The 24,022-nt window shown below is 72.8% G+C and carries 22 protein-coding genes; 5 read left to right on the plus strand and 17 right to left on the minus strand.

The genetic code is table 11. The annotated features are described in order from the left end of the window. Positions 1–24 precede the first annotated feature (24 nt). Positions 25–1,857: a dihydroxy-acid dehydratase gene (gene ilvD, locus ACFFF6_RS05300; RefSeq protein WP_376978888.1), complete on the minus strand. Its 1,833-nt coding sequence runs from the start codon at positions 1,855–1,857 to the stop codon at positions 25–27. 109 nt (positions 1,858–1,966) lie between these two features. On the opposite strand from ilvD, the gene ACFFF6_RS05305 reads away from it, so the two are divergent. Then, complete coding sequence (locus ACFFF6_RS05305; protein WP_376978890.1) at positions 1,967–2,827, plus strand: helix-turn-helix transcriptional regulator; 861 nt, start codon at positions 1,967–1,969, stop codon at positions 2,825–2,827. 34 nt (positions 2,828–2,861) lie between these two features. Continuing rightward, a complete protein-coding gene (locus ACFFF6_RS05310; protein WP_376978892.1) occupies positions 2,862–3,668 on the plus strand; it encodes a carbon-nitrogen hydrolase family protein in 807 nt (268 codons plus the stop codon). A 119-nt stretch (positions 3,669–3,787) separates the two neighbouring features. Here the strand turns inward: ACFFF6_RS05310 and ACFFF6_RS05315 are convergent, their stop codons facing one another. Together ACFFF6_RS05315 and ACFFF6_RS05320 are read right to left on the minus strand one after the other, a co-directional pair. Beyond that, a complete protein-coding gene (locus ACFFF6_RS05315; protein ID WP_376978893.1) occupies positions 3,788–5,002 on the minus strand; it encodes an aminotransferase class I/II-fold pyridoxal phosphate-dependent enzyme in 1,215 nt (404 codons plus the stop codon). Between the two features lie 43 nt (positions 5,003–5,045). After that, positions 5,046–5,579, minus strand: a complete 534-nt coding sequence (locus ACFFF6_RS05320; protein ID WP_376978895.1) for a mycothiol transferase — start codon at positions 5,577–5,579, stop codon at positions 5,046–5,048. Between the two features lie 130 nt (positions 5,580–5,709). On the opposite strand from ACFFF6_RS05320, the gene ACFFF6_RS05325 reads away from it, so the two are divergent. Further along, positions 5,710–6,171: a VOC family protein gene (locus ACFFF6_RS05325; RefSeq protein ID WP_376978897.1), complete on the plus strand. Its 462-nt coding sequence runs from the start codon at positions 5,710–5,712 to the stop codon at positions 6,169–6,171. A 78-nt stretch (positions 6,172–6,249) separates the two neighbouring features. Here ACFFF6_RS05325 and gatB read toward each other — a convergent pair whose 3' ends face one another. From gatB to ACFFF6_RS05380, 11 genes are all read right to left on the minus strand, one after another. Next, positions 6,250–7,761, minus strand: a complete 1,512-nt coding sequence (gene gatB / locus ACFFF6_RS05330) for an Asp-tRNA(Asn)/Glu-tRNA(Gln) amidotransferase subunit GatB (protein ID WP_376978899.1) — start codon at positions 7,759–7,761, stop codon at positions 6,250–6,252. Next, on the minus strand, positions 7,758–9,278 hold the full coding sequence (gene gatA, locus ACFFF6_RS05335) for an Asp-tRNA(Asn)/Glu-tRNA(Gln) amidotransferase subunit GatA (RefSeq protein WP_376978901.1): 1,521 nt from the start codon (positions 9,276–9,278) through the stop codon (positions 7,758–7,760). The genes gatB and gatA overlap by 4 nt, the downstream gene beginning before the upstream one ends. Positions 9,279–9,281: 3 nt before the next feature. Next, on the minus strand, positions 9,282–9,578 hold the full coding sequence (gene gatC, locus ACFFF6_RS05340; RefSeq protein WP_376978903.1) for an Asp-tRNA(Asn)/Glu-tRNA(Gln) amidotransferase subunit GatC: 297 nt from the start codon (positions 9,576–9,578) through the stop codon (positions 9,282–9,284). 32 nt (positions 9,579–9,610) lie between these two features. Next, entirely contained in the window at positions 9,611–10,414 is an 804-nt protein-coding gene (locus tag ACFFF6_RS05345; RefSeq protein ID WP_376978905.1) for a GNAT family N-acetyltransferase, read from the minus strand. 38 nt (positions 10,415–10,452) lie between these two features. Next, positions 10,453–11,280: a helix-turn-helix transcriptional regulator gene (locus tag ACFFF6_RS05350; RefSeq protein ID WP_376978906.1), complete on the minus strand. Its 828-nt coding sequence runs from the start codon at positions 11,278–11,280 to the stop codon at positions 10,453–10,455. A gap of 9 nt (positions 11,281–11,289) precedes the next feature. Beyond that, positions 11,290–12,594, minus strand: coding sequence for a TRAP transporter large permease (locus ACFFF6_RS05355; RefSeq protein WP_376978908.1), 1,305 nt, complete (start codon positions 12,592–12,594; stop codon positions 11,290–11,292). Then, on the minus strand, positions 12,594–13,094 hold the full coding sequence (locus ACFFF6_RS05360; protein ID WP_376978910.1) for a TRAP transporter small permease: 501 nt from the start codon (positions 13,092–13,094) through the stop codon (positions 12,594–12,596). The genes ACFFF6_RS05355 and ACFFF6_RS05360 overlap by 1 nt, the downstream gene beginning before the upstream one ends. Next, a complete protein-coding gene (locus ACFFF6_RS05365; RefSeq protein ID WP_376978912.1) occupies positions 13,091–14,089 on the minus strand; it encodes a TRAP transporter substrate-binding protein in 999 nt (332 codons plus the stop codon). Before ACFFF6_RS05365 ends, ACFFF6_RS05360 begins: the two co-directional genes overlap by 4 nt. A 294-nt stretch (positions 14,090–14,383) precedes the next feature. Continuing rightward, entirely contained in the window at positions 14,384–15,607 is a 1,224-nt protein-coding gene (locus ACFFF6_RS05370) for a hypothetical protein (protein WP_376978914.1), read from the minus strand. Between the two features lie 172 nt (positions 15,608–15,779). Then, positions 15,780–16,310 (minus strand): adenylyl-sulfate kinase, encoded by a 531-nt coding sequence (locus ACFFF6_RS05375; protein WP_376978916.1) that lies wholly within the window; start codon positions 16,308–16,310, stop codon positions 15,780–15,782. Continuing rightward, complete coding sequence (locus ACFFF6_RS05380; RefSeq protein WP_376978918.1) at positions 16,303–18,942, minus strand: NAD-dependent DNA ligase LigA; 2,640 nt, start codon at positions 18,940–18,942, stop codon at positions 16,303–16,305. The genes ACFFF6_RS05375 and ACFFF6_RS05380 overlap by 8 nt, the downstream gene beginning before the upstream one ends. 80 nt (positions 18,943–19,022) lie before the next feature. Here ACFFF6_RS05380 and ACFFF6_RS05385 point away from each other — a divergent pair, with 80 nt between their 5' ends. Next, complete coding sequence (locus ACFFF6_RS05385) at positions 19,023–19,580, plus strand: GNAT family N-acetyltransferase (RefSeq protein ID WP_376978920.1); 558 nt, start codon at positions 19,023–19,025, stop codon at positions 19,578–19,580. Here the strand turns inward: ACFFF6_RS05385 and ACFFF6_RS05390 are convergent. Further along, positions 19,549–20,478 (minus strand): LysR substrate-binding domain-containing protein, encoded by a 930-nt coding sequence (locus ACFFF6_RS05390; RefSeq protein WP_376978922.1) that lies wholly within the window; start codon positions 20,476–20,478, stop codon positions 19,549–19,551. The genes ACFFF6_RS05385 and ACFFF6_RS05390 overlap by 32 nt on opposite strands. Before the next feature lie 70 nt (positions 20,479–20,548). Here ACFFF6_RS05390 and ACFFF6_RS05395 point away from each other — a divergent pair, with 70 nt between their 5' ends. Next, positions 20,549–21,628 (plus strand): YeiH family protein, encoded by a 1,080-nt coding sequence (locus ACFFF6_RS05395; protein ID WP_376978924.1) that lies wholly within the window; start codon positions 20,549–20,551, stop codon positions 21,626–21,628. A gap of 115 nt (positions 21,629–21,743) precedes the next feature. Here ACFFF6_RS05395 and ACFFF6_RS05400 read toward each other — a convergent pair whose 3' ends face one another. Continuing rightward, positions 21,744–22,862 carry a hypothetical protein gene (locus ACFFF6_RS05400; protein ID WP_376978926.1) on the minus strand — a complete coding sequence of 373 codons (1,119 nt, stop codon included), beginning with the start codon at positions 22,860–22,862 and terminating at the stop codon, positions 21,744–21,746. Next, a complete protein-coding gene (gene mnmA, locus ACFFF6_RS05405; RefSeq protein WP_376978928.1) occupies positions 22,859–23,944 on the minus strand; it encodes a tRNA 2-thiouridine(34) synthase MnmA in 1,086 nt (361 codons plus the stop codon). Before mnmA ends, ACFFF6_RS05400 begins: the two co-directional genes overlap by 4 nt. Between the last annotated feature and the right edge of the window lie 78 nt (positions 23,945–24,022).

Consider the following 24,022-nt stretch of genomic DNA (forward strand, 5'->3'; position numbering starts at 1 on the left):
CATCGCGGTCGGGGTCAGGGCCGGTCAGTCCAGCGGTCGCCGGGTCGCACCGTACGTCGCCGAGCGCACCAGGTGCGCATACACCTTGAGCGCCTGGGTGACCGTGCGGTCGCGGTTCTTCGGGCGCCACGGCAGCGGGCCCATGGCCGCGCGGCGCCGGTCCAGCTCCTCCTGCGGCACGTCGAGCTCGAGCAGGCGCTTGTCGACGTCGAGGATGATGCGGTCGCCGTCCTCGATCAGGCCGATGGTGCCGCCCTCGGCCGCCTCCGGGGAGATGTGGCCGATGGAGACGCCGCTCGTCCCGCCGGAGAAGCGGCCGTCGGTGATGAGCGCGCAGTCGCGTCCCAGGCCCCGCCCCTTGAGGAAGGACGTCGGGTAGAGCATCTCCTGCATGCCGGGGCCGCCCTGCGGGCCCTCATAGCGGATGACGACGATGTCCCCGGCCTTGACCGTCTTGTCGAGGATCTTCTGGACCGCCTCCTCCTGGGACTCGCACACGACCGCGACGCCCTCGAAGTGGAAGAGGTCCTCGGTGATGCCGGCGGTCTTGATGATCGCGCCGTCCTCGGCGAGGTTGCCCTTGAGCACGCACAGGCCGCCGTCCTTGGTGAAGGCGTTCGGCACGGAGCGGATCACGCCGTTCTCGTCGTCGACGTCCAGCTCCTCCCACATGTTCGTGGTGGAGAAGGCCTGGGTGGTGCGCACGCCGCCGGGGGCCGCGTGGAAGAAGGCGCGGGCCTCCTTCGTGACGCTGCCGCCGCGGATGTCCCAGTCCGCGAGCCAGCTCTGCAGGTCCGGGGAGTGCACGGAATGGACGGAGTGGTCCAGCAGGCCGGCGCGGTCCAGCTCGCCGAGGATGGCGGGGATGCCGCCGGCGCGGTGGACGTCCTCGATGTGGGCGGTGCCGTTGGGGGCGACCTTGGACAGGCACGGCACCGAGCGGGAGAGCCGGTCGATGTCGTCCAGGCCGAAGTCGATCTCGCCCTCGATGGCGGCGGCGAGGATGTGCAGCACCGTGTTGGTGGAGCCGCCCATGGCGACGTCCAGGCTCATGGCGTTGGTGAACGCGGCCTTGGTGGCGATGTTGCGCGGCAGGACGGACTCGTCGTCCTCGCCGTAGTAGCGCCGGCACATCTCGACGATGGTGCGGCCCGCGCGCAGGAACAGCTCCTTGCGCAGAGCGTGGGTCGCCAAGGTGGTGCCGTTGCCGGGAAGCGAGAGGCCCAGCGCCTCGGTGAGGCAGTTCATGGAGTTCGCGGTGAACATGCCGGAGCAGGAGCCGCAGGTCGGGCAGGCGTTGTCCTCGATCTCCGCGAGCTGGGCGTCGGTGACCGAGTCGTCCACCGACAGGGAGATCGCGTCGACGAGGTCGAGGCGGTGGTCGACCACGCCCTCGACGGGCTTGCCGGACTCCATCGGCCCGCCGGAGACGAAGATGACCGGGATGTTCAGGCGCATGCCGGCCATGAGCATGCCCGGGGTGATCTTGTCGCAGTTGGAGATGCACACGATCGCATCGGCGCAGTGGGCGTTGACCATGTATTCGACGCTGTCGGCGATCACGTCGCGGCTGGGCAGCGAGTAGAGCATGCCGCCGTGGCCCATGGCGATGCCGTCGTCCACGGCGATGGTGTTGAACTCGCGGGCGATGCCGCCCGCCTCCTTCACCGCACCGGCGACGAGGTCGCCCATGTTCTTGAGGTGGACGTGGCCGGGCACGAACTGGGTGTACGAGTTGGCGATCGCGATGATCGGCTTCCCGAAGTCCGAGGTCTCCATGCCGGTGGCGCGCCACAGGGCGCGGGCGCCGGCCATGTTGCGGCCGTGGGTCGAGGTGCGGGAGCGAAGCTGGGGCATGAGAACCATTAGGCCACGCCAGCGCTGGGAGCACCAAGACGGTCTCACTCCTAGTACTGGGACTGATAGGTTTCGTGGCCCGGGACAGATGCGGCAGGAAGGAGCGCCGATGCCGACCGCCGACCCGCTGCGCAGGGAGCTGGGCGCGTTCCTGCGGGGACGTCGCAACGCCGCCGTGCGCGCCGACTACGACCTGCCGCCCGTGGGCCGCCGGCGCACGACGGGGCTGCGCCGCGAGGAGATCGCCTTCCTCTCCGGGGTGTCCGTGACGTGGTACACGTGGCTCGAGCAGGGCCGGGACATCAACCCCTCCCGGCAGGTGATCGACGCGGTCGCGCTGAACCTGCATCTCACCCAGGCCGAGCACGACTACGTGCTGGGTCTCGCGGGCTTCTCTCCGCACCCGCGACCGGTGCTCGCCGAACCGGAGCCGGTGCCCGGCCATGTGCAGCTGCTGCTGGACGCCCTGGACCCGGCGCCGGCCTTCGCGCTGACCCCGCACTGGGATCTCGCCGCCTGGAACACCGCCTACCAGGGCCTGTTCCCGGGCGTGCTCGACACCCCGCCGGAGCGGCGGAACCTGCTGCTGTTCATCTACCTCGACCCGCGGGTGCGCTCGATGCTGCCCCAGTGGGAGGACACCAGCTCGCGGTTCCTGGCCGAGTACCGGGCCGAGTCCGGCGGGCGGGTCTCCGGGGCGGAGCACGTCCGTCTGGTCACGCATCTGCGTGCCGAGAGCCCGGAGTTCGCGCGCGCCTGGGATGCGCAGGCGGTCGAGCGCTTCGCCTCGCGCCGCCGCGTCTTCGAGCACCCGGAGGCGGGACACCTCGAGTTCGAGCAGGTGAACCTCCTCCCCCAGGACGCCCCCGAGCTGCGGATCATCAGCTACCTGCCGGCGGCCGGCACGGACGCCGCGCGGCGCGTGGAGCTCCTGCAGGAGCTGGGACGCGACCGCGGGGACGGGGCATGAGGACCGTTCGGCGCCTCTGCCGTAGCCTCGCAGCATGACACCTGCCTCCGTCCTGCGCGCCGCCGCCGTCCAGCTCTCTCCCGGCGAGGATCTCGCCGCGAACCGCGCGGCCGCCTCTGCCGCGGTCGCCGACGCCGCCGAGCGCGGGGCCCGCCTGGTCGTGCTGCCGGAGTACGCCCAGTTCTTCCATCCGGACCTCGCGGGCCACGCCCCCGCGGCGGCGGAAGCCCTCGACGGCCCCTTCGCGACAGCTCTGCAGGAGGTCGCCGCCCAGGTGGGCGCAGTCGTCGTCGCCGGGCTCGTCGAGCACACCGAGGACGGCGGTGTGGCCAACACGCTGATCGCCGTCGACGGCGCCGATGTCCTCGCGACCTACCGCAAGGTGCACCTGTACGACGCCTTCGGCACCCATGAGTCCGACTGGTTGATGGCAGGAGAACCGGACCAGACCCCGGTGCTCGACGTCGACGGACTGCGCATCGGCCTGCAGACCTGCTACGACCTGCGCTTCCCCGAGTCCTCGCGGCGCCTGGTCGACGCCGGGGCGGAGGTGCTCGTCGTCCCGGCCGAGTGGGTGCGCGGGCCGCAGAAGGAGCATCACTGGCGCACCCTGCTGACCGCCCGGGCCATCGAGAACACCGTGCACGTGATCGCCGCCGATCACGCCCCGCCCGTGGGCGCCGGCTGCTCGATGATCCTGGACCCGATGGGCGTCACCCTCGCGAGCCTCGGCGAGCAGCAGGGCACGGCTGTCGCCGACCTCGATCCGCAGCGCACCGCGGACGTGCGCCGCACCAACCCGAGCCTCGCGAACCGCCGCTACCGCATCATCCCTCGCTGACGGTGCGGGCGGGATCCCCTCCTCCGATCGTCCGGAGACCCTTCGCGACCGGGCGGACCGCTCCCGGACCCCGCAGAGCGTGACCGCGCCGTCCCGACCCGTCGATCGAGCACGCGCAGCTATGCGCGCAGCGACCGCAGCCGTGCGGCCGCGTCCTCCAGCACCGCATCGGACTTGCAGAACGCGAAGCGCAGGATGCTGCGCAGGTCCGTCCGCTCGCTCCGCGCGAAGGCGGACAGCGGCACGGCCACCACCCCGACCCGCTCGGGCAGATCCCGGGCGGCCGCCACCGCATCGGGCAGGCCCAGCGGCGCGGCATCGGCGAGGGCGAAGTATCCGGAGGCGGGGACGGTCACGGTGAAGCCCGCCTCCTCGAGCGCATCCACCAGCAGGTCCCGCTTGGCGCGGTAGCTGCCGCGCAGGCCCGTGAAGAACGGGTCCGGCAGGCGCAGACCGGTCGCGACCGCGGGCTGGAACGGCGCCCCGGAGACGAAGGTCAGGAACTGCTTCACGGCCATGACCTGCTCGATCAGCCGTGCCGGGCCGCTGACCCAGCCGATCTTCCAGCCGGTCACGCTGAAGACCTTCCCGGCGGAGGAGATCGACAGGGTCCGCTCGGCGGCGCCGGGCCGCGTCGCGATCGGCACGTGCGGGACGTCGTAGGCGAGATGCTCGTAGACCTCGTCGGTGACGATGAGCGCGTCGTGCCGGTGGGCGAGGTCGACGATGCGGTCCAGCAGCTCGAGGCCGAGCACGGTGCCCGTCGGGTTGTGCGGGGAGTTCACGAGGATCATCCGCGTGCGAGGCCCGACCGCCGCGCTCAGCTCGTCCAGATCGGGCTGGAAGTCCGGCGCGCGCAGCGGGACGGGCACGATCCGCGCCCCCGCGAGCGCGGCGAGGGCGACATAGGCGTCGTAGTAGGGCTCGAGGACGACGATCTCGTCCCCGGCCCGCAGCTGCGAGAGGAGGGTCGCGGCCAGGGCCTCGGTCGCCCCGGCGGTGACGAGGATCTGCTCGGCCTGGAGATCGAGCCCGTAGAAGCGACGCTGATGCTCGGCGATCGCGGCGAGCAGGTCGGGTTCGCCGCGACCCGGGGAGTACTGGTTCACGCCCTCGCGGATCGCACGGATCGCCGCCTCGGTGACCTCCGCCGGGCCGGCATGGTCGGGGAAGCCCTGGCCCAGGTTGAGCGCACCGGTGCGGTGGGCGAGCGCGGTCATCTCCGCGAAGATCGTCGGCGCCGGGGAGCCGTCCGCGCCGAGAAGTCCGGCAGCGGCGGCGGCGCGGCGCCAGGGGGCATCGGCTGCATCGGCGGGAGCGTGTGCGTCGTTCACCTGCGCCACGCTACGGGACGCGCCGCCGCGAGGACGGGGCCGCTCACGGCGGGTCGTTGCCCACCAGGCCGTCGATCGCCTCGCGGATGATGCTCGTCTGCCCGGTGTGCAGGAGGTTCTCCTCGAGGATGTCCACCAGGCGACGACGCCTGCTCACGACCCAGCCGGGATCGTCGGTGCAGGCCACATCCAGCCCGCCGTCGGCGACGAGCCCTGCCCATTCGGCGCGGCAGCGGGCGATGGTCCCGTACCAGAGCTCGTAGAGCTCCTGCGGGCTCGCGTCGAGCGCATCCGTCCATTCGGCGTCGTACGACTCCCAGGGCCGGTCTCCTCGCGCCGGCGGGCCGGGCTCGCGGCCCGCCGCGGAGGCGGTCCACATCTCCTCGACCTTCGCGAGATGGACGAGGGTCCCCGCGATGCTCACGCCCGAGGGCGGATGCTTCGCGTACAGCTGCCGCGCGTCCAGACCGCCGGACTTCCAGGCGAACTGCCGGTGCACCCGGTCCAGCGCGAACAGCAGCATCGCCGCCTCGGGGCCCTGCAGGCACTCCTGGATCGGGATGTCGGTGTAGTCCATGCCGGGACACTACTCCCCGGGATCCGCTCGGACGAGGGCCCGCGATCTGCGGACAGCTCCTGTCCGCCCGGTACGCGAGGATGGGCTCGAACGACGGACCGCACAGACCGCCCTGTCCGATGGAGGAACCATGAGCGCCACGATCCAGATCACCCTCGACGCCCGCGATCCCGCGGCCCTCTCGGCGTTCTGGAAGGAGGTGCTCGGCTACGTGCACCCCGGCCCGCCCGGGGTGGAGCTCGCCCCGGGGGACGATCCGCTCGCCGCCTGGGCCGCGTTCCTCGAGCGCTCCGGCGTGCCCGAAGAGCAGCGCAACAGCGCCTCCGCCCTGGAGGACCCCGAGGGCCATGGCCCTCGGTTCTTCTTCCAGCGCGTGCCCGAGGACAAGGTCGCGAAGAACAGGGTCCACGTCGACGTGCGCACCGCCGAGGGGCTGCAGGGGGACGAGCGCATGGCCGTCCTCGAGAAGGAGTGCGAGCGCCTCATCGCCCTGGGCGGTCGGCGCCTGAGCCGGTTCGAGCCCGAGGCGCCGATGAGCGCCGGCTTCATCGTCATGGCCGATCCGGAGGGCAACGAGTTCTGCCTCGACTGATGAGCGGCTCCCGCCCTGCCTGTGCAGGGCGGGAGCCGCTCATGTCCCGTGCACGACCATCGCCGGCCGTGCGGGCGCTCAGCCCTCCGTGACGCCCAGCTTCTCGAGGATGATCTCGCGGACGCGGGCGGCATCGGCCTGGCCGCGGGTCGCCTTCATGATCGGGCCGATGAGGGCGCCGATCGCCTGGACCTTGCCGCCGGTGATCTTCTCGACGACACCGGGGTTGTCGGCGATCGCCTGGTCGACAGCGGCGGTGAGCACCGAGTCGTCGGAGACGACCGCGAGGCCCTCCTTCTCGACGATCGCGGCGGGATCGCCGGCACCGCCCAGGACCTTGCCGAGCACCTGCTTGGCGATCTTGTCGTTGATCTTCTTCCCGTCCACGAGGCCCTGCAGCTCCGCAACCTGCGCGGGGCTGACGCCGAGGGCGTCGAGCTCGACCTCGCGCTCGTTGGCGACGCGGGCCAGCTCGCCCGTCCACCACTTGCGCGCGCTCGGCGCGGAGGCCCCGGCGGCGACGGTCCGCTCGATGAGGTCGAGGGCGCCGGCGTTCAGCACGTCCCGCATCTCGAGGTCGGTGAAGCCCCATTCACCCAGCAGCCGGCGGCGGCGCGCCGCCGGAAGCTCCGGCAGGGAGGCGCGGATCTCCTCGACCCATTCGCGGCTCGGCGCGACCGGGACCAGGTCCGGCTCCGGGAAGTAGCGGTAATCCTCGGCATCGGACTTCACACGGCCCGAGGAGGTGTGCCCGGTGTCCTCATGGAAGTGCCGGGTCTCCTGAATCACGGCCCGCCCCGCGTCGAGCACCGCCGCCTGGCGGGAGATCTCGAAGCGCACGGTCCGCTCGATCGACCGGAACGAGTTGACGTTCTTGGTCTCGGTGCGCGTGCCCAGGGGCGCCTCGGGCGAGGTGCGCAGGGACACGTTCACATCCGCGCGGACGTTGCCGCGCTCCATGCGCGCCTCGGAGACGTCGAGAGCCCGGAAGATGTCCCGCAGCGTCCGCACATAGGCGGCGGCGACCTCCGCGGCCCGCTTCCCCGTGCCGGGAATCGGACGCGTCACGATCTCCACCAGGGGCACGCCCGCGCGGTTGTAGTCCACGAGGGAATGGGTCGCGCCCTGGATGCGGCCGGTGGAACCGCCCACATGGGTGTTCTTCCCGGCGTCCTCCTCCATGTGCGCGCGCTCGATCTCGACGCGGACGATCTCCCCGTCCTCGAGCTCCACGTCGACCCAGCCGTCGTGCGCGATCGGCTCGTCGTACTGGGAGGTCTGGAAGTTCTTCGTCAGGTCCGGGTAGAAGTACTGCTTCCGGGCGAAGCGGCAGGACTCCGCGATCTCGCAGTTCAGCGCCAGACCGATCCTGATCGCGTACTCGACGGCCTTGCGGTTCACCACCGGCAGCGTGCCCGGCAGGCCCAGGGACACCGGGGTGATCGCGGTGTTGGGCTCCGCGGCGAAGATGTTCGGTGCACCGTCGAACATCTTGGTGGCAGTGCCCAGCTCCACATGGACCTCGATGCCGAGCACCGGGTCGTAGCGGTCCAGGGCGTCCTCGAGGTCGACCAGCTCCACGGCGCTCATCGGGCGCTCCCTTCGTTCGATGCGCTCAGCTCCGGGGCCTTGGCCAGCAGCGGGCCGCCCCAGGCGTCCTCGAGCAGCGCCTCGAGGGCGCCGCCCACGCGGTACAGGCGGTCGTCGGCCCGGGCCGGGGCGAGGAACTGGATGCCCGCGGGCAGCCCGTCCTCCGCCAGGCCCGAGGGCAGCGAGATGCCGGGGACGCCCGCCAGGTTCGCGGGGATCGTGGCGATGTCCCCCAGGTACATGGCCAGCGGGTCCGAGGTCTTCTCCCCCAGGCCGAAGGCGACGCTCGGCGCGGTCGGGGAGGCGAGCACGTCGACCTTCTCGAAGGCGGCGGCGAAGTCGCGCTGCACCAGGGTGCGGACCTTCTGGGCGCTGCCGTAGTAGGCGTCGTAGTAGCCGGCCGAGAGCGCGTAGGTCCCCAGCAGGATGCGGCGCTTGACCTCGTCGCCGAAGCCCTGGCCGCGGGTCGCCTTCATGACCGCCTCCGCCGTCGGCGACTCCTCGGGGACGACCCGCAGGCCGAAGCGCATGCCGTCGAACTTCGCGAGGTTCGAGGACGCCTCGGAGGGCATGATCAGGTAGTAGGCGCCCAGGGCGTAGCGGAAGTTCGGGCAGGACAGGCGGATGATCTCCGCGCCGGCCTGCTCCAGCTTCTCCAGCGACTCCTCGAAGCGGGCCCTCACCAGGGGGTCGAAGCCCTCGCCCTCGAGCTCCTCGATCACGCCGATGCGCAGGCCCGTCACGTCCTTGCGACGCGCCGCCTCGGTGAAGGAGGCGAAGCCGCCGTCCAGGGAGGTGGAGTCGCGCGGATCGTGCCCGGCGATGAGCTCGTGCAGCAGCGCCGAGTCCTCGACGGTGCGGGTCACGGGGCCGGCCTGGTCCAGGGAGCTCGCCATGGCGATGAGGCCGTAGCGGGAGACGGAGCCGTAGGTGGGCTTGACGCCGACGGTGCCGGTGACGGACGCGGGCTGGCGGATCGAGCCGCCGGTGTCGGTGCCGATCGCGAGCGGCGCCTCGTACGCGCCGACCGCGACGGCGCTGCCGCCGCCGGAGCCGCCGGGGATGCGCTCGCGGTCCCACTGGTTGCGGGTGGGGCCGTAGGCGCTGTTCTCCGTGGAGGAGCCCATCGCGAACTCGTCCATGTTCGTCTTGCCGAGGATCGGCAGGCGCGCGGCCCGCAGCTTCTCGACGAGGGTCGCGTCGTACGGCGGGATCCAGCCCTCGAGGATCTTCGAGGCGGCCGTGGTGGGGATGCCCTGGGTGACCACGACGTCCTTGACGGCGATCGGCACGCCCGCGAGCGGGTGGAGCTCCTCGCCGGCGGCGCGCGCGGTGTCGACCTCGCGCGCGGTGGCGAGGGCGTCCTCGCTGCTCACGTGCAGGAAGGCGTTCAGGTCGCCGTCGACGGCGGCGATGCGGTCCAGGTGGCCGCGGGTGAGGTCCTGCGAGGACACCTCGCCGGCGCGGAGCGCGGCGGCCTGCGCGGCCGCGGAGGCGCGGATGATCTCAGCGGTCATGGGTCACTCCTCCCCCAGGATCTGCGGCACGCCGAAGCGGCCGTCCTCCGGGTCGGGGGCCCCGGACAGGGCCTCCTCCTGCGTGAGGGTCTCGGTGACGACGTCCTCGCGGAAGACGTTCGTCATGGGGATGGGGTGGCTGGTGGCGGGCACGTCCGCGGTGGCGACCTCCGACACGGATGCGACAGCGTCCATGATGGCGTCGAACTCCCCGGCGAAGCGGGAGATCTCGTCATCGGTCAGCTGGATCCGTGCGAGGTCGGCGAGGCGTGCGACGTCGTCTCGTCCGATCGTTGGCATGGCTCCAGTCTAGGTCGCCCGCGGCGCCCGCCTCACCGCAGGCGGTAGTGATACCCGCCGAAGCGGGTGAAGCCGAGCCTCCGGTACAGGCGCAGAGCCGCGGGGTTGTCGGTCTCGACCTCGAGCAGCGCCTGCTCGGCGCCGGCCTCCGCGGCGGCCGCCAGGAGCGTGTGCATCACGGCGCGGCCGAGGCCCCGGCGTCGATGCCGCGGATCCGTGGCCACGCAGTTCACGATCGCGCAGCGGCGGCGCCCCTGGTCCACGAGAGCGGCCCTGCCCACCGCGACCGCCCCCTTCGCCGCCTCGCCGTCATCCACGGCAGGAAGGGCCGCGTGGATCGCCGGGGTGCCGGCGAGGATGTCACGGACGGTATCGCGAGCGCGCGCTCCTTCCCGGGAGAAGAGCCGCCAGCCGGAGGCGAACCAGTCCTCGGGCAGGGGGCCGATGTCGATCCGAGCCGTCGGATCGGCTCTCGGCAGGTCGCTCCCGAGGAGCGGGAGGGCCAGCAGGTCGCAGGAGGGGCCGGTGCCATAGCCGCGTGCCGCGAGGAGCGCGTCGAGGCCGAGCGGCTCCATGTCCTCGAAGACCCGGAACACGGGCGCCTGCGCGGACAGCGCGCACAGCTGCTCGATCCGGTCGATGGCCGATCCGAGGGCCGCGGGATCGCGCGGCGCGTCCAGGGCCACGGCGCTGTTGGCACGACGGGTGATGCCCCGGGAGCGCAGCAGGGCGAAGCCCTCGGCGTCGATGCGGGCGAGGGGACGCCAGCCGCCGAGGAGGGTCTCGACGAGGCGTGCCCCCTGCGGGGCGTCAGGGGCGGCGGGACGGCGCGGCATCGGGCGATCCTATCCGGGCCGGTGCACCGGCTGCGCCCCTAACCGGGCCGGTGCACCGGCCGCGCGCGCCGCTCCTCGCGCGGGGTGATGCCGGTGCGATCGCGGAACACCCGGTTGAAGTGGGTGACGTTGCGGAATCCGACCTGCGCCGAGATCTCCCCGATGGGCCGCTCCGTCTCCTGCAGGAGGCGGCGCGCCTGGTCGACGCGGAGGGCGTTGACATAGGAGATGACCGTGGTGCCGGTGTGGCGGCGGAACTCCCGGGCCAGGTGGAAGCGCGAGACGTAGAAGATCTCTGCGAGGTCCTCCAGCTCGATGTGCTCGGTGTAGTGCTCGTGCAGGTGACGGATGATCGCGGCAGCACGGGCCTCCCGTTCCGCCGCGATCGCGTCGATCTCCTGCTGCCGCTGGAGGACCACGAGCAGCTGGGTCAGCAGCAGGCCCATCTCGTCCTGGGCGCGGTCGCCGAGCCCTTCCTGCAGCTGGATCATGCGCCGCACGATCAGGGAGACCGTGGAGGCGTCGGCGGCCCCGGGGCGGCACACGCGCACCTGGGCCAGGGCCCGTCTGCGCACGTCCTCGAGCAGCACGGCCTCCGGCAACCCGTAGACGACGACCCGCCGGAACGGCACCCCCGGCGGGCTGTAGGAGAAGTGCTCGTCGTGCGGCGGGAAGGTGATGATGTCCGGGGTCGTGATGCGGTGCACCTGCCCGCCCGACCAGTGGTCGCGCTGGCCGGCCTCGAGCACGTAGGCCTCGAGGAACTCGTGGCGGTGCGGGCGGTCCATGTTGTCGTCGACGCCCTGGACCCGGGCGACGGCGACCTGCCTCCCGCCCGCCATGAGCTCCGCGGCGATGTCCTGCATGGGATGCGCCTAGCCCAGCAGCCCCAGCATGCCGGGGATGCCGAGGGACAGGACCGGCACGTAGGTGATGAGGACGAGGAGCCCGACCAGTGCGAGGACCTGCGGGATCAGACGCGGCACCACGGACTCGATGGTGGTCCCGGAGACCCCGGTCGCCACGAACAGGACCGATCCCACCGGCGGGGTCATGGTCCCGATGCACATGGCGAGGATCAGCACCATGCCGAAGTGGACGGGGTGCATGCCCAGGTCGGTCGCGATCGGCAGGAAGATCGGGGTGAAGATCAGGATCGCCGGGGTGATGTCGAGGAACATCCCGACGATCAGCAGGATCACGAGCATGAGCGCGAAGATCAGGATCGCGTTGCTGGTCGCGCCGAGCAGGGCGCTCGTGATCGCGCCCGGGATGCCGGTGAAGGCCATCACCCAGGCCATCGCGGAGGAGGCCGCGATCAGCAGCATGACCACGCCCGTCGAGCTCACGGTGCGGCGCGCGATCTGCACGAGCGCCTCCCGGTCCAGCGCCCGGTAGAGGAAGGAGAGCACCAGGCAGTAGACCACGGCGACGGCCGCGCCTTCGGTCGCGGTGAAGGCGCCGGCGATGATGCCGCCGACGACGACGATGACCAGCAGCAGCGAGGGCACCGCGCGCAGCAGGACGACCAGCGCCTCGCGCGGGGTGACGCGCTGCGTGCTGCGGTAGCCGCGGCGGCGGGCGACGATGAACGCGACGACCATGACGACCAGGCCCATCAGGATGCCGGGGACGTACCCGGCCATGAACAGGGCCGAGACGCTGACCCCGCCGGCGACGGTGGCGTAGATGATCGCGGCGGTCGTCGGCGGGATCAGCAGCCCCACGGAGGCGGAGGCGATGTTCACGGAGGTCGAGTAGGCCGGGTCGTAGCCCTCGGCGCGCTGCCGCTCGTGCAGGGTGCCGCCGATCGCGGCGGCCGAGGCGACGGCGGACCCGGAGAGCGAGCCGAACAGCATGTTCGCGAGCACGTTCGTGTGGGCGAGGGAGCCGGGCACGCGGCCGGCGATCACGAGCGCCAGATCGATGAGGCGCTGGGCGATGCCGCCGTTGTTCATGATGTTGCCGGCGAGGATGAACAGGGGCACGGCCAGCAGCGAGAAGCTCTCGACCCCCAGGTTCATCTGCTGGCCCACCACGTAGGTCGTGGCCGTCCAGGGAAGGATCAGCAGCGCGGTGGAGAACGCGGACACGAGGATGCTCGCGGAGATCGGCACGCCGAGGAAGAGCAGGACGAGGAAGATGCCGAAGAGCGCTCCGGCAGCCAGCAGCGGATCCATCAGGACTCCTCCATCGGGGTCGAGTCGACGTGATCGCGCACGTCCTCGACGATGTTGACGATCTGGACGAGGGCGATGAGCGCGCCGGAGATCGGCGAGATCAGGTACACGAGGCCGCGGGAGATGCCCAGCAGCGCGGAGATGTCCTCGCGGGACTCCCAGGCGAGCATCCCGCCGCCGATCCCGAGGAGCAGCACGGCCAGAGCGAGGATGAGCACGTCGGTGGCGAGGATGAGGATGCGGCGGCCGCGCTGCGGGAGGCGGTCGCGCAGCAGGACGAGGCCCATGTGGTCGCGGTGCAGGCAGGCGTAGGCGGCGGCGATGAAGGACACCCAGATGAGGGCGTAGCGCACGAGCTCCTCGGTGAAGGCGACGGGGCTGCCCAGCACGTATCGGGAGAAGACCTGGATGAGCACCAGGGCCGTCATGATCGCCAGGAGCGCCATCGCGGCCCAGACGAGGCCGGAGCTGAGCCCGCGGCGCAGGGACGAGATGGTCATGCGGATCCCTCCTGGAGGACGCGGTCGATGGTGTCGATCAGCTCGGCGACCTCGGCGTACTCGGTCGCGAAGCTCTGCGCGACCTCGGCGGTGGCCTCCTGGAAGGCGGTGCGATCGACGTCGTCGAGGAACTCGACGCCCATGGCGATGGCGTCCTCCTCCGCCTGGGCGACGCTCTCCGCCCAGGCGTCGCGGTGGGCGAGGCTCGAGGCGCGGGCGGCGTCGACGACGAGGTCCCGGTCCTCCGGGGAGAGCCGTTCCCAGGCGGCGCTGCTGATGAGCAGGACGTCGGGAATGCAGGTGTGGCGGGTCCGCGAGAAGACCTTCGCGACCTCGCCATGGGCGCTGTCGGTGAGCACGGTCTCGTTGCTCTCGGCGCCGTCGATGAGGCCGGTCTGCAGACCCGTGTAGGTGTCGCCGAAGGACATGACGACGGGCGCGCCGCCGAGGCTCTTCATCATCTCGGTCTGGGAGCGCATGTCCTGGATGCGGAACTTGAGCCCGCGGAGGTCCTCGGGGGTGAGGATCGGCGTGCTCTTCGTATAGAAGGACCGCATCCCGGAGGTGTAGTGGGTCAGCCCGATGAAGCCGAGGTCGGCGCTGGAGCGGTAGAAGTCCTCCATCTCCGGGGAGTCCATGACGGTGTGCATGTCCTCCTCCGTCTCGAAGAGGAACGGCAGGCCGAACGTGTGGTAGCCGGCGTGCAGGCTCGCCAGGCTCGGGCTGGCCGCGCGGACCAGGTCGATGATCCCCTGGCGCATCTGCCCGATCACGGCGCCCTCGCTGCCGAGCTGCCCGCTCGCGAAGATCTCGACCGTGATCCGGCCGGAGCTGCGCTCGGCGAGGTCATCGGCGAAGCCGCGGATGGCGACCGAGGTGGGGTGCTTGTCGCTCAGGCTGTGGGCGAGGCGGAGCACGACGGGCGTGTCCGGACCGCCGGCGGCCGGGGTGCGGGCGGTGCAGGCGGCGAGCGGCGCCGCCAGGGCGAGCGGCACCGCCAGCGCCGTTCGTCGTCTCGGTCTCGGACCGTGGTGCGGCGTTCTCATGCTCCCGTGCATGACGCATCCCTCCATCGGAATCGCGGGTTCCGCCGGGTATGCGGCCGGTGCGCTCCCCGCGTCGGGAGGCTCCAGCACGGATCGTGCGCAGGGGCGGAAGGTTCCCTTCGAGGGTATGGGCGGGCCGTCCGCTTTTCCTTGACGTTTCGTGTTCTCCCGGCCCGCGGAGTGGACATATCGTGCTCCCTCGTCCTGCGGGAGGGGTGCTCGGCGCGGAGAGCCCGGCGCGGATCAGGAGCTGTAGTCCGCCTGCTTCACGGCGAAGACGGTGCGATCCCCGACCTCCTCGCGCAGGCTCCACAGGAGATCCGGCCCGTCCGGGTCCTCCCAGTAGCTGAGGGACTGCCCCCACGAGACCCAGGCGTAGGAGGACATGGCCCCCTTCCCGGTCCAGTGATGGAGGGTCTTGCGCCGGGAGTCGTTGAACCACCAGCGGCGGTTGTGGGAGCCGACGCCGTTGAGGTTCTGCAGCGGGACCTCGAGCGCCTCGGTCGCCGCGGTCCGCGCGGCGAAGGTGTCCGTGCCCGGGGCGAAGGGGAAGCGGACGGCGCGGGTCGTCCCGCCCGGGTACTGCGGGCAGGAGTCGCAGCGGTACTCGGTGGCGACCAGGGAGCGATCCGCCCGGTCCAGCGAGATCGTCGAGAACAGCAGGGGCTCGGTCCCCTCCGCGGTGCGTCGCCGGATCGTGCCGACCTGGGGCAGGGCGAAGGCGTGCCGATGGGCACGGAATGCGCCGTCCACCCGCCCGATGTCCGCATGAGGCCCTGCGGTGTCCGCGCGGAGGATGCGCCGCATGTCGAAGACCCGCAGGCCCTTCTCGGTGTCCGCGACGTAGAGGTGGTCGCCGAACCAGACGATGCCGCCGGCGTGCACGGGCACGTCGCGGAAGCTGGGCTGTGCCGGGGTGCCGGTCGGCTCGACGAGGAGCACGCGCCGGTACCGGTTCGGGTGGTCGGCGTCCCAGTCGATGAGGGTGATCCGGCTGCCCTTCGGGGACTTCTCGTAGAAGCTGACCGCGATCAGCTGGCGTCCCCCGTAGCGGCCGCCGTCCGCGGCGCCGACGGCGTCGCGGCTGGTGGCGATCCCCTGCGGGTAGGTGCTCTCGTCGTCCTCGTCGCCGGGGGCGAAGCGGAAGCCGTGGACCTGTCCGGTGATCGCACGGGCCGGGGTCCGCCGATGGTTCGCGGCGTCCATGACCTCGCCGATGCTCGCGCGTCCTGCCTGGGCCAGGAGCGCGTCGACGCGGAGATCGTCCTCGGACTCGACCTCGAGGACGAAGTCGGAGGCGAGGATCCGTTCGGGGCCGTCGGCGGCGAGCGCCGGCGCGGCGGTCAGGGTCGCGGAGCCGGCGCCGAGCAGGGTGCTCGCGCCGAGCAGGCCGGCGCCGCGCAGCAGGGAGCGCCGGCCGAGGGCGGGACGCGGGGGGAGGTCGGGGTTCTGGTCGGTGGTGCTCATCCTCGAGCTGCCTTTCCTCGCCTGCGGTGAAGCAGTGGTGCAGTGGGCGGGCATCCACCGTGGCAGGACGCGGGGCGCATGTCGAGGGATCGCCGCGGATCCCCTCCGAAGGTCGGGGATCCGCGGGCCGTGACCCCACGACGGACGGATTCCCCGGCCCGGCCGATCGTCGTCAGTCCCAGCCGACCTCAGCGAGCACCCGTTCGGCGACGGCCGAGGGCGCCTCCGCCGCGACGGGGACGACGTGGTCGGCGACCGCTCCGGCGATGAGGATCGCGTCGAGCTCCCCGCTGCGGGCCAGGTGCCACTCCCGGGCGGCGCCGGGCTCATGCCGGCTGCGGAGCCGTTCCCGCACCCGGTCGAGCTCCACGGCGAGCCGGCAGACGACCGGGGCCGTGCCGCCCAGGGCGCGTGCGAAGTCCGCCCGCTTGTCCTGGTCCTCGAGCACGCCCGCGAGGACGAGGCGTCGTGCGCCGGCCCGGCGGTAGTTCGCCGCCACGTCCCGCAGGTTCGCCATCTGCACGGCTTCGCCGAAAGGGTCCGCGGGCGGATGCGGCCACTGCCGACGGATCTCGTCGAGGTCGATCACCGCATGCGGTATCCCGCGATCCTGCAGCAGCTCCCCGATCGCGAAGGCGGTGGTCGTCTTCCCGGCGCCGACCGTGCCGGTGAGCAGCAGGGTCTCCGGAGCGTCCTCAGGCATCCTCCCGCACCGCCTCCTGGTCGTCGGGCTCCTCGATCCGACCGGAGTCGGGACCGGGGGTGCCGCTCGCCTCGGCCTCGGCATCCTGGCCCACCGCGGTGTCGTCCTCCGGGGCCGGCAGCGCGTCGAGGCCTCCCTCGAGGATGGCGCGGAACCCGGCCTCGTCCGTGATGGGGACACCGAGGTCGCGGGCCTTGTCCGCCTTCGAGCCGGCGTTCTCGCCCACCACGACGACATGGGTCTTCTTGGACACGGAGCCGGAGGCCTTGCCGCCGCGGGAGATGATCGCCTCCTTCGCGCCGTCGCGCGTGAAGCCCTCGAGACCGCCGGTCACGACCACGGTGACGCCCTCGAGGGTGCGGACGAAGCCCTCCTCGACGTCGTCGGCCATCCGGACGCCCGAGGCCGCCCAGGCATCCACGAGCTCCCGGTGCCAGTCGACCTCGAACCACGCCCTCACGGCCTCGGCGATGATCCCGCCGACGCCGTCGGTGTCGGCGAGCTGCTCGACGCTCGCCTCGCGGATCGCGTCCATCGTCCCGTAGGCGGTGGCGAGCGACCGCGCGGCGGAGGGGCCGACGTGACGGATCGACAGGGCCACGAGCACGCGCCACAGCGGCTGGGACCGCTTCTGGGCGAGCTGGGCGATGAGCTTCTCGGTGTTCGCCCCGGGGGCGGGCTCCTTCGTGAGCGTCCAGCCGCCCTTGGTCTTGTAGTGCTTCCACAGGGGCCGGGACCAGAAGGCGGGAGTCACGGTCCAGTCGCCGGTGGGCTCGCCGTCGCGGCGCACGGGCTGCCAGACGTCGACATCCTCGAGGAGGCCGGTGGTCAGGTCGAAGAGGTTCGCCCCGGTGGTGACGACGGGCTGCTGCGGCGGGGGCAGGAGGTGCTCCTGCTCGGCCGTGATCCGCAGCATCGGCACCCCGCTCGGGTCCGTGCCGGGCACGCCGTTGCGCAGGGTGACGAAGGCCGGGCTGTCCAGGTCCGCCGGGTCGCGCAGGGGAAGGAACACGGCGTGCCCGGCGCGGAGGGCGGCGAGCGCCTCGGGACGGCGCTTGTCCGGGTCCGTCAGGGCGATCGCGCTCTCCTCGCCGAGGGAGTCGATGTCGAAGGCACCCCGGGAGGCGGCATGCTCGATGCGCCCGGTGACCTGGGCCGGGCAGTCCTTCGTGTTGGGGCAGCGCCAGTCCTTGTCGCCCTCCTTCTCCGGGCGGATCTCGGTGCCGCAGGCCGGGCACGCGGTCGGCATGACGAAGGGCGTCTCGCTGCCGTCGCGCAGCGCGAGGACCGGGCCGACGATCTCCGGGATGACGTCCCCGGCCTTGCGCAGGATGATCGTGTCCCCGATCAGCACCCCCTTGCGCTCGACGTCGAACTGGTTGTGGAGGGTCGCGTACTCGACGGTCGAGCCGGCGACGGCGACGGGCTCCATCACGCCGAAGGGCGTGACCCGTCCGGTGCGGCCCACCTGCACCTGGATGTCCAGCAGACGGGTGGTGACCTCCTCCGGCGGATACTTGTAGGCGATGGCCCAGCGGGGGGCGCGGGAGGTGGAACCCAGGAAGCGCTGCTCGGAGAAGGCGTCGACCTTGATGACGATGCCGTCGATGTCGTGCTCGACGTCGTGCCGGTGCTCCCCGTAGTGGTCGACGAACTCGAGGACCTCCTCGACGCCGTCGAGCACCTTCATGTAGCGGCTGGTCGGCAGACCCCAGCTCGCGAGCAGCTCGTAGATCTCCGACTGGGACCCGACCGGCGGGTCGGGCCAGGCGCCCACCCCGTGCACGGTCAGCGAGAGCGCGGCCAGACGGGCCGTCCCGGCCTCGAGCTCGAGGCCGTCCTTGCGGTCCACCAGCTGCCGCAGCCCGCCCGCCGCGGCGTTGCGCGGATTCGCGAAGTAGGGGAACCGGCGCTCGGCCCGGCGATGCTCGAGCTCCTCGTCGAAGGCGCGACCGGAGGCGGCCCGGGACTCCCAGCGCAGGCGGGCCTCCGCGACGGCGCGCTCGCGCAGCTCCTCCTGCAGGGCGTTCAGCCGGGCGAAGTCCGCCGTGGAGATGAACACCTCGCCGCGCACCTCGACCAGGGCGGGGTGCCCCTCGCCCGCCAGGCGCTGCGGGATCTGGCGGATGTGGGCGGCGTTGAAGGTGACGTCCTCACCGGTGCGGCCGTCTCCCCGGGTCGCCGCGGAGGTGAGGACCCCGTGCTCGTAGCGCAGGGAGATCGCGAGGCCGTCGATCTTCAGCTCCGTGAGCCAGCGCACGCTCCCGCCCAGCTCCTCGCGCGTCTTGACGCACCAGTCCTGCAGCTCCTCGCGAGAGAACACGTTGTCCAGGCTCAGCAGGCGCTCGGCATGCTCCACCGGGGCGAGCTCGCTGCTCACGGCGCCACCGACGGTGCGCGTGGGCGAGTCCTCCCGGGCGAGCTGGGGATGCTCCGCCTCGAGGGCGCGCAGCTCCTGCTCGAGCTGGTCGTACTCGGCGTCGGACAGCGTGGGGGCGTCGTGGACGTAGTACTCCTCGCGCGCCTGCTCGATGCGCGCGGTGAGGGCGGCGATCCGCTGCTGCGCGCCGTGGTCCGTGGACGGCGGCGCGGGCGTGGACTCGGGCTGGGGCTCCGGCTGGGTCTGGCTCACACGCCCATTGTTCCGCACGGGACGGACATCCGCTCCCCCGGGGAGGGAGAGGGAGGGAGGGCGCCCTCTACGCTGGGGGGATGAGCATCCCCCACTCCGCGGACCGCCGGGAGATCCGTCTCGCCGGTCCGGACGACGTCGCCGCTCTGCACGGGATCGAGGCCGCGGCCGACGCCCTCTTCGAGGACCTCTTCGGCCCGGCGCCCTTCGGCGAGGACTCCGCGGCCGACGGCGCCGAGCGGATGGCCGAGCCGGGCTTCGTGCTCGTCGCCGCCGAGGAGCCCGGAGGACCGGCGATCGGCTTCGCCCATGTGCTCGCACCGCTGCCCGGACTTCCGGCCGATGCGCATCTGGAGCAGCTCGCGGTCGACCCGGCGCATCTGCGACGCGGACACGGACGCGCGCTGGTCGAGGCCGCGGTCGCGGAGGCGGCCGCGCGCTCGGCGGTGCGGATGACGCTGCGCACGTATCTCGACGTGCCCTGGAACGCCCCGTTCTACGCGGCCTGCGGCTTCATCGCGATCGACCCGATCGACGCGGCGATCCATCGGCAGATGATCCGGACGGAGGAGGAGATCGGCCTGTTCGCGCACGGCCCCCGCACCCTCATGGCCCGGGATATCGACCCGCCTCGCTGAGGGCCTGCAGCGCTCCGTCCAGCCGCGCGGGCCGCGGCCCGTCCCACACCGCCCGCAGCGCGCGCTGCAGCGCGAGCCCTCGCACCGGGATCCGCACCAGGCGGCCCTCGCGCAGGTCCGCGGCGACCACGAGCTCGCTCAGCAGCGCCGGGGCGGTGCCGGCGGCCGCCGAGGTGCGCACGGCGGCGTTGGAGTGGAGCACCAGCGCCGGGGCGACCACCGGCAGCGGGGCGAGCGCTCGCGCGAGGACGTCCCGCGTCCCGGATCCCTCCTCCCGGACGATGAGCGGCGTGCCCGCGAGCTCGGGCCCGCCCACCCCCTCGCGACGGATCAGCGGATCCAGGGCCCAGGGATGCTGCGGGGCGACGACCGCGACCAGGCGGTCCGTCCCGATCACCGTCGAGCCGAGACCCGTGGGCTCATCGGCCCCCTCGATGAATCCGAGGTCGGCCCGCCCCCGCCGCAGCGCCGCGAGCACCGCCTGGGTGTTGGCGACCTCGAAGGAGATGGGCACGTCCGGCAGGTCCACGGCGAGGGCGGCGAGGAAGACGGGCATGAGGTGCTCCGCGATGGTCTGGGAGGCGAGGATCCGCACGCGGCCCTGGCCGGTGGCGGCCCGGACCTGCTCGACGAGGGCGTCGGTCGCGTCGAGGACCCGCCGGGCGTGCTCGATGGCGACCTGGCCCGCGGGGGTCGGCTCGCTCCCCCGCGCGCCGCGCACCAGCAGGCGGGTGCCGAGCCGGCGCTCGAGCCGTGCGAGGCTCCGGGAGGCGTTGGGCTGCGCCAGGCCCAGCGCGCTCGCCGCCGCGGAGAGGCTGCCGAGCTCGGCGATCGTCACGAGCAGCTCGAGCGCATCGAGGTCGAGGCGGGAGGTGCGGGTGAGGGACGACGTGGACATATCGCCGATGATATGGCTCTTGGCGGATTGCGGTCTACCGGTCCGGCCCGAGCCCCGCGAGGCTGGACGCATGCCCGTGACAGAACCCCCCGATACCGTGTCCCCGCCGGCCTCGGACCCGGCCGTCCCCGCCCCCGCACGCCGCACCGCGGTGCTCCCGGGTCTGATCCTCAGCCTGGCGATCGGCGCCGCCGCGGTCGGCGTCTCCACGCTCGTCCCGGCGGCCTCCGCCGCGCTCATCGCGATCGTGCTCGGCGCGCTCGGCGCCAATCTCCGCGCGCTGCCGGCCGCGCTGAAGCCGGGCCTGGATCTGAGCGCGAAGACCGTCCTGCGCATCGGGATCGTGCTGCTGGGCCTGCAGCTCGCCCTCGGCGACGTGATCGCGCTGGGTCCGGCCACGCTGCTGGTGATCGTGGCGGTCGTCGGGCTCGGGATCGGCGGCGGACTGCTCCTGGGCCGTCTGCTCCGTCTTCCGAGGGACCTGACCATCCTCATCAGCTGCGGCTTCTCGATCTGCGGAGCGGCCGCGGTCGCCGCCGTCAGCGGGGCGCTCGGCGGCCGGGAGGACGAGGAGGCGACCGAGCGCCTCGAGACCCGCACGGCGACGGCCGTCGCGCTCGTCGTCGTGTTCGGGACGCTCATGATCCCGCTCCTCCCGCTCGCCGCCCGCCTGCTCGACCTGGATGCGGCCGTCGCCGGTACCTGGGCCGGCGCCTCGATCCACGAGGTCGCGCAGGTCGTGGCCGCCGGCAGCATCCTGGGCGGGCCCGCGCTCGATGCCGCGGTGCTCGTGAAGCTGGGCCGCGTGCTGCTGCTCGCCCCCGTCATCGCCCTGCTCGCCCTGAGCCTGCGCTCGGGAGGGCGCGGCGATGCGACCGCCCGGGGGAAGCGCCCCCCGCTCGTGCCGCTCTTCGTGATCGGCTTCCTCGCCGCCGTCCTGCTCCGCTCGATCGGGATCGTCCCGCTCCCCGTGCTCGACGCCGCGCAGCTGCTGCAGGCGGTGCTGCTGGCCGCGGCCATGTTCGCGCTCGGCACCGGGGTGCGCATCAGCCTGCTGCGCCAGGTGGGCGGGAGGCCCGTGGTCCTCGCCGTCCTGCTGACCCTGCTGGTCGCGGCGATCGGCCTGGCAGGGGCGATGCTGGCCCGCTGAGGTCGGAGCCCGGACCGCGCCGAGGGGCACGTCCTCTCCGGTGGTCCGGCGAGCCGACCCGCGCCGCGGCCGCGGCGCCCGGATCAGGTCGCGACGGAGCGACCTGGCCCGGACGTCATCCCTGCACCCGCTCCGCCCAGGCGGGAGCCACCCGCAGCACCCGGACGAGGTCCGGCTCCGTGAGCAGGCTCGATCGCGAGGGCTCCGCGCCCGGATCCTCCTCCCGCCGCAGCGGCCGATGCGCGAGCAGCGTCATCCCGGTCAGCTCGCGATCGGCGTAGCCGAGACGTCGGAACGACTCCCCCAGCAGGTCGAGGGCCGGCTCGACACGCGCGGGATCCACGACCGCGGCGAGCTCGACGCCCTCCTCGCGTGCCTGCGCGAGACCCTCCCACAGCCGCCGCCCGGCGCCGCCTGCGAGCGGACCGATCTCCTGCGGCGGGACCGCGAGCGACCGGGCCCCCGCCGTCCGTGCGGCCTCCAGCGGCTCGGCGAGCGCCGGCAGCAGGAACCGCACCCGTGCGGGACCGGTCGGCTCCGGCGCGGGCCAGGCGGCGTCGAGAGCCTCCAGGAAGGAGCGCCACAGGCCGCCGATCTCCGGGGCCGGCAGAGCGGGGTAGCGGCGATAGCCCGAGGGCGTGGGCACCAGTCCCTGATGCACGGCGCGCACGGCGTCCTCGCGCAGCAGCAGGCGCGGTCGCGCGCCGGGGACGATGGCGGCGACCCGTGCCAGCTGCTCGGCGACGCCCTCGGCCAGCAGCACGGGCAGGTCTCGCAGCGCCCCGCGGTCGGCGAGGGTCCGCTCCCCCGAGGCGAGGAAGGTCGCGGCGGCGAGGCTGACCGGTCCGAACGTCGTGAGCACGAGCGGCCCCTCGTAGCCCAGCAGTGCGAAGCGGGCGTCCTCCGTGGTGCGTGCCCGCAGCTCCTGGGCGCGGCGCCAGGCATGGCCCGCTCCCGGCCCCACCCGCCAGCCGTAGGAGGTGAGGTCGCCGGTGGCTCCCGCCAGCAGGGCGAGGGAGGCGGGCAGCAGCTGGTCGGCGCTCTCGGTGCCGAGCGCGGCAGGCAGGAACAGCTCCGTCGCGATCTGCTCCTCGAGGTCGTCGCCCAGCAGCGCGCGCAGGCGGGTCAGCGCCTCGAGCCTGCCCTCCCCCGGGGCGGGGGCGAAGGTCCCGTCTCCGGCGATCCCGACCAGGGGCATGCCCGCGCTCTGCGCCCGCGTGCCGTGCGCGCTCACGCCCGGCGCTCCAGGGTCGCGGAGGCGATCACGCGGTCCCCGTCGTACAGGACGAGCGCCTGCCCCGGGGCGACGCCGCGCAGCGGCACGTCGAGGGCGACCTCGAGCAGTCCGTCCCCGACGGGCAGGGCCGCGATGCGGGCGGGGACCGCCTCGCCGTGCGCGCGGATCTGGGCGCTGACCACCCGGCCCTCCGCCAGGGGCTCGAAGACGAGCAGGTCTCGGGCCAGCAGAGTGCGGGTCGAGAGCAGCTCCGCCGCCCCGACCACGACCTGACGGGTCTCGGGCCGCACATCGAGCACATAGCGGGGTCGCCCGTCGGCCGCCGGACGGTCCAGGCCCAGGCCCTTGCGCTGGCCGATGGTGAAGCCGTGGGTGCCGCGGTGCGTGCCGAGCACCTCGCCGCCGGCGTCGAGGATCTCCCCGGGCGCCTCGCCCAGGCTGCGCTCGAGGAAGCCGCGGGTGTCACCGTCGGCGATGAAGCAGATGTCGTAGCTGTCGGGCTTCGTCGAGACGCCCAGGCGCCGCTCCCGGGCCTCCGCGCGCACGGCCTGCTTGTCGGGCATGTCGCCGAGGGGGAAGAGGGAGGAGCCGATGGCCTCCGGCCCCATCACCGCCAGCACGTAGGACTGGTCCTTGGCGCTGTTGCGGGAGCGGTGCAGCGAGGGCGCTCCCCCCGGGCCCTCGGCGCGGATCGAGGCGTAGTGGCCGGTGCAGACGGCGTCGAAGCCCAGCGCCTTCGCCCGCTCCAGCAGGGAGGCGAACTTGATCCGCTCGTTGCAGCGCACGCACGGGTTCGGGGTGCGCCCGGCCGCGTACTCGGCCAGGAAGTCCTCCACCACGAGGTCATGGAAGTCGTCGGAGAGATCCCACACGTAGTACGGGATGCCGATGCGCTCGGCGGCGACGCGGGCGTCGGAGGCGTCCTCGACGGTGCAGCATCCGCGCGAGCCGACCCGCGTCTGCGAGCGGTCCTTCGACAGGGCCATGTGGACCCCGACCACCTCGTGCCCGGCCTCGACCGCGCGGGCCGCCGCCACGGCGGAGTCGACGCCGCCGCTCATCGCCGCCAGGACCTTCATCGGGATCCTCCTCCTACCACGGTGCCTCCGTGCTCGCTGCGGGCCGATGCGCGGGCCCGGCCACGGAGTCTATGCGCC

The organism is Brachybacterium hainanense (assembly GCF_042434575.1).
GTDB classification, from domain to species: Bacteria; Actinomycetota; Actinomycetes; order Actinomycetales; family Dermabacteraceae; genus Brachybacterium; species Brachybacterium hainanense.

What these genes read in the sequence shown, in the direction of transcription:
- ilvD (WP_376978888.1), bottom strand. Translation starts at nt 1,857, where the DNA reads ATGCCCCAGCTTCGCTCCCGCACCTCGACCCACGGCCGCAACATGGCC.
- ACFFF6_RS05305 (WP_376978890.1), top strand. Translation starts at nt 1,967, where the DNA reads ATGCCGACCGCCGACCCGCTGCGCAGGGAGCTGGGCGCGTTCCTGCGG.
- ACFFF6_RS05310 (WP_376978892.1), top strand. Translation starts at nt 2,862, where the DNA reads ATGACACCTGCCTCCGTCCTGCGCGCCGCCGCCGTCCAGCTCTCTCCC.
- ACFFF6_RS05320 (WP_376978895.1), bottom strand. Translation starts at nt 5,579, where the DNA reads ATGGACTACACCGACATCCCGATCCAGGAGTGCCTGCAGGGCCCCGAG.
- ACFFF6_RS05325 (WP_376978897.1), top strand. Translation starts at nt 5,710, where the DNA reads ATGAGCGCCACGATCCAGATCACCCTCGACGCCCGCGATCCCGCGGCC.
- gatB (WP_376978899.1), bottom strand. Translation starts at nt 7,761, where the DNA reads ATGAGCGCCGTGGAGCTGGTCGACCTCGAGGACGCCCTGGACCGCTAC.
- gatA (WP_376978901.1), bottom strand. Translation starts at nt 9,278, where the DNA reads ATGACCGCTGAGATCATCCGCGCCTCCGCGGCCGCGCAGGCCGCCGCG.
- gatC (WP_376978903.1), bottom strand. Translation starts at nt 9,578, where the DNA reads ATGCCAACGATCGGACGAGACGACGTCGCACGCCTCGCCGACCTCGCA.
- ACFFF6_RS05345 (WP_376978905.1), bottom strand. Translation starts at nt 10,414, where the DNA reads ATGCCGCGCCGTCCCGCCGCCCCTGACGCCCCGCAGGGGGCACGCCTC.
- ACFFF6_RS05350 (WP_376978906.1), bottom strand. Translation starts at nt 11,280, where the DNA reads ATGCAGGACATCGCCGCGGAGCTCATGGCGGGCGGGAGGCAGGTCGCC.
- ACFFF6_RS05355 (WP_376978908.1), bottom strand. Translation starts at nt 12,594, where the DNA reads ATGGATCCGCTGCTGGCTGCCGGAGCGCTCTTCGGCATCTTCCTCGTC.
- ACFFF6_RS05360 (WP_376978910.1), bottom strand. Translation starts at nt 13,094, where the DNA reads ATGACCATCTCGTCCCTGCGCCGCGGGCTCAGCTCCGGCCTCGTCTGG.
- ACFFF6_RS05370 (WP_376978914.1), bottom strand. Translation starts at nt 15,607, where the DNA reads ATGAGCACCACCGACCAGAACCCCGACCTCCCCCCGCGTCCCGCCCTC.
- ACFFF6_RS05375 (WP_376978916.1), bottom strand. Translation starts at nt 16,310, where the DNA reads ATGCCTGAGGACGCTCCGGAGACCCTGCTGCTCACCGGCACGGTCGGC.
- ACFFF6_RS05385 (WP_376978920.1), top strand. Translation starts at nt 19,023, where the DNA reads ATGAGCATCCCCCACTCCGCGGACCGCCGGGAGATCCGTCTCGCCGGT.
- ACFFF6_RS05390 (WP_376978922.1), bottom strand. Translation starts at nt 20,478, where the DNA reads ATGTCCACGTCGTCCCTCACCCGCACCTCCCGCCTCGACCTCGATGCG.
- ACFFF6_RS05395 (WP_376978924.1), top strand. Translation starts at nt 20,549, where the DNA reads ATGCCCGTGACAGAACCCCCCGATACCGTGTCCCCGCCGGCCTCGGAC.
- mnmA (WP_376978928.1), bottom strand. Translation starts at nt 23,944, where the DNA reads ATGAAGGTCCTGGCGGCGATGAGCGGCGGCGTCGACTCCGCCGTGGCG.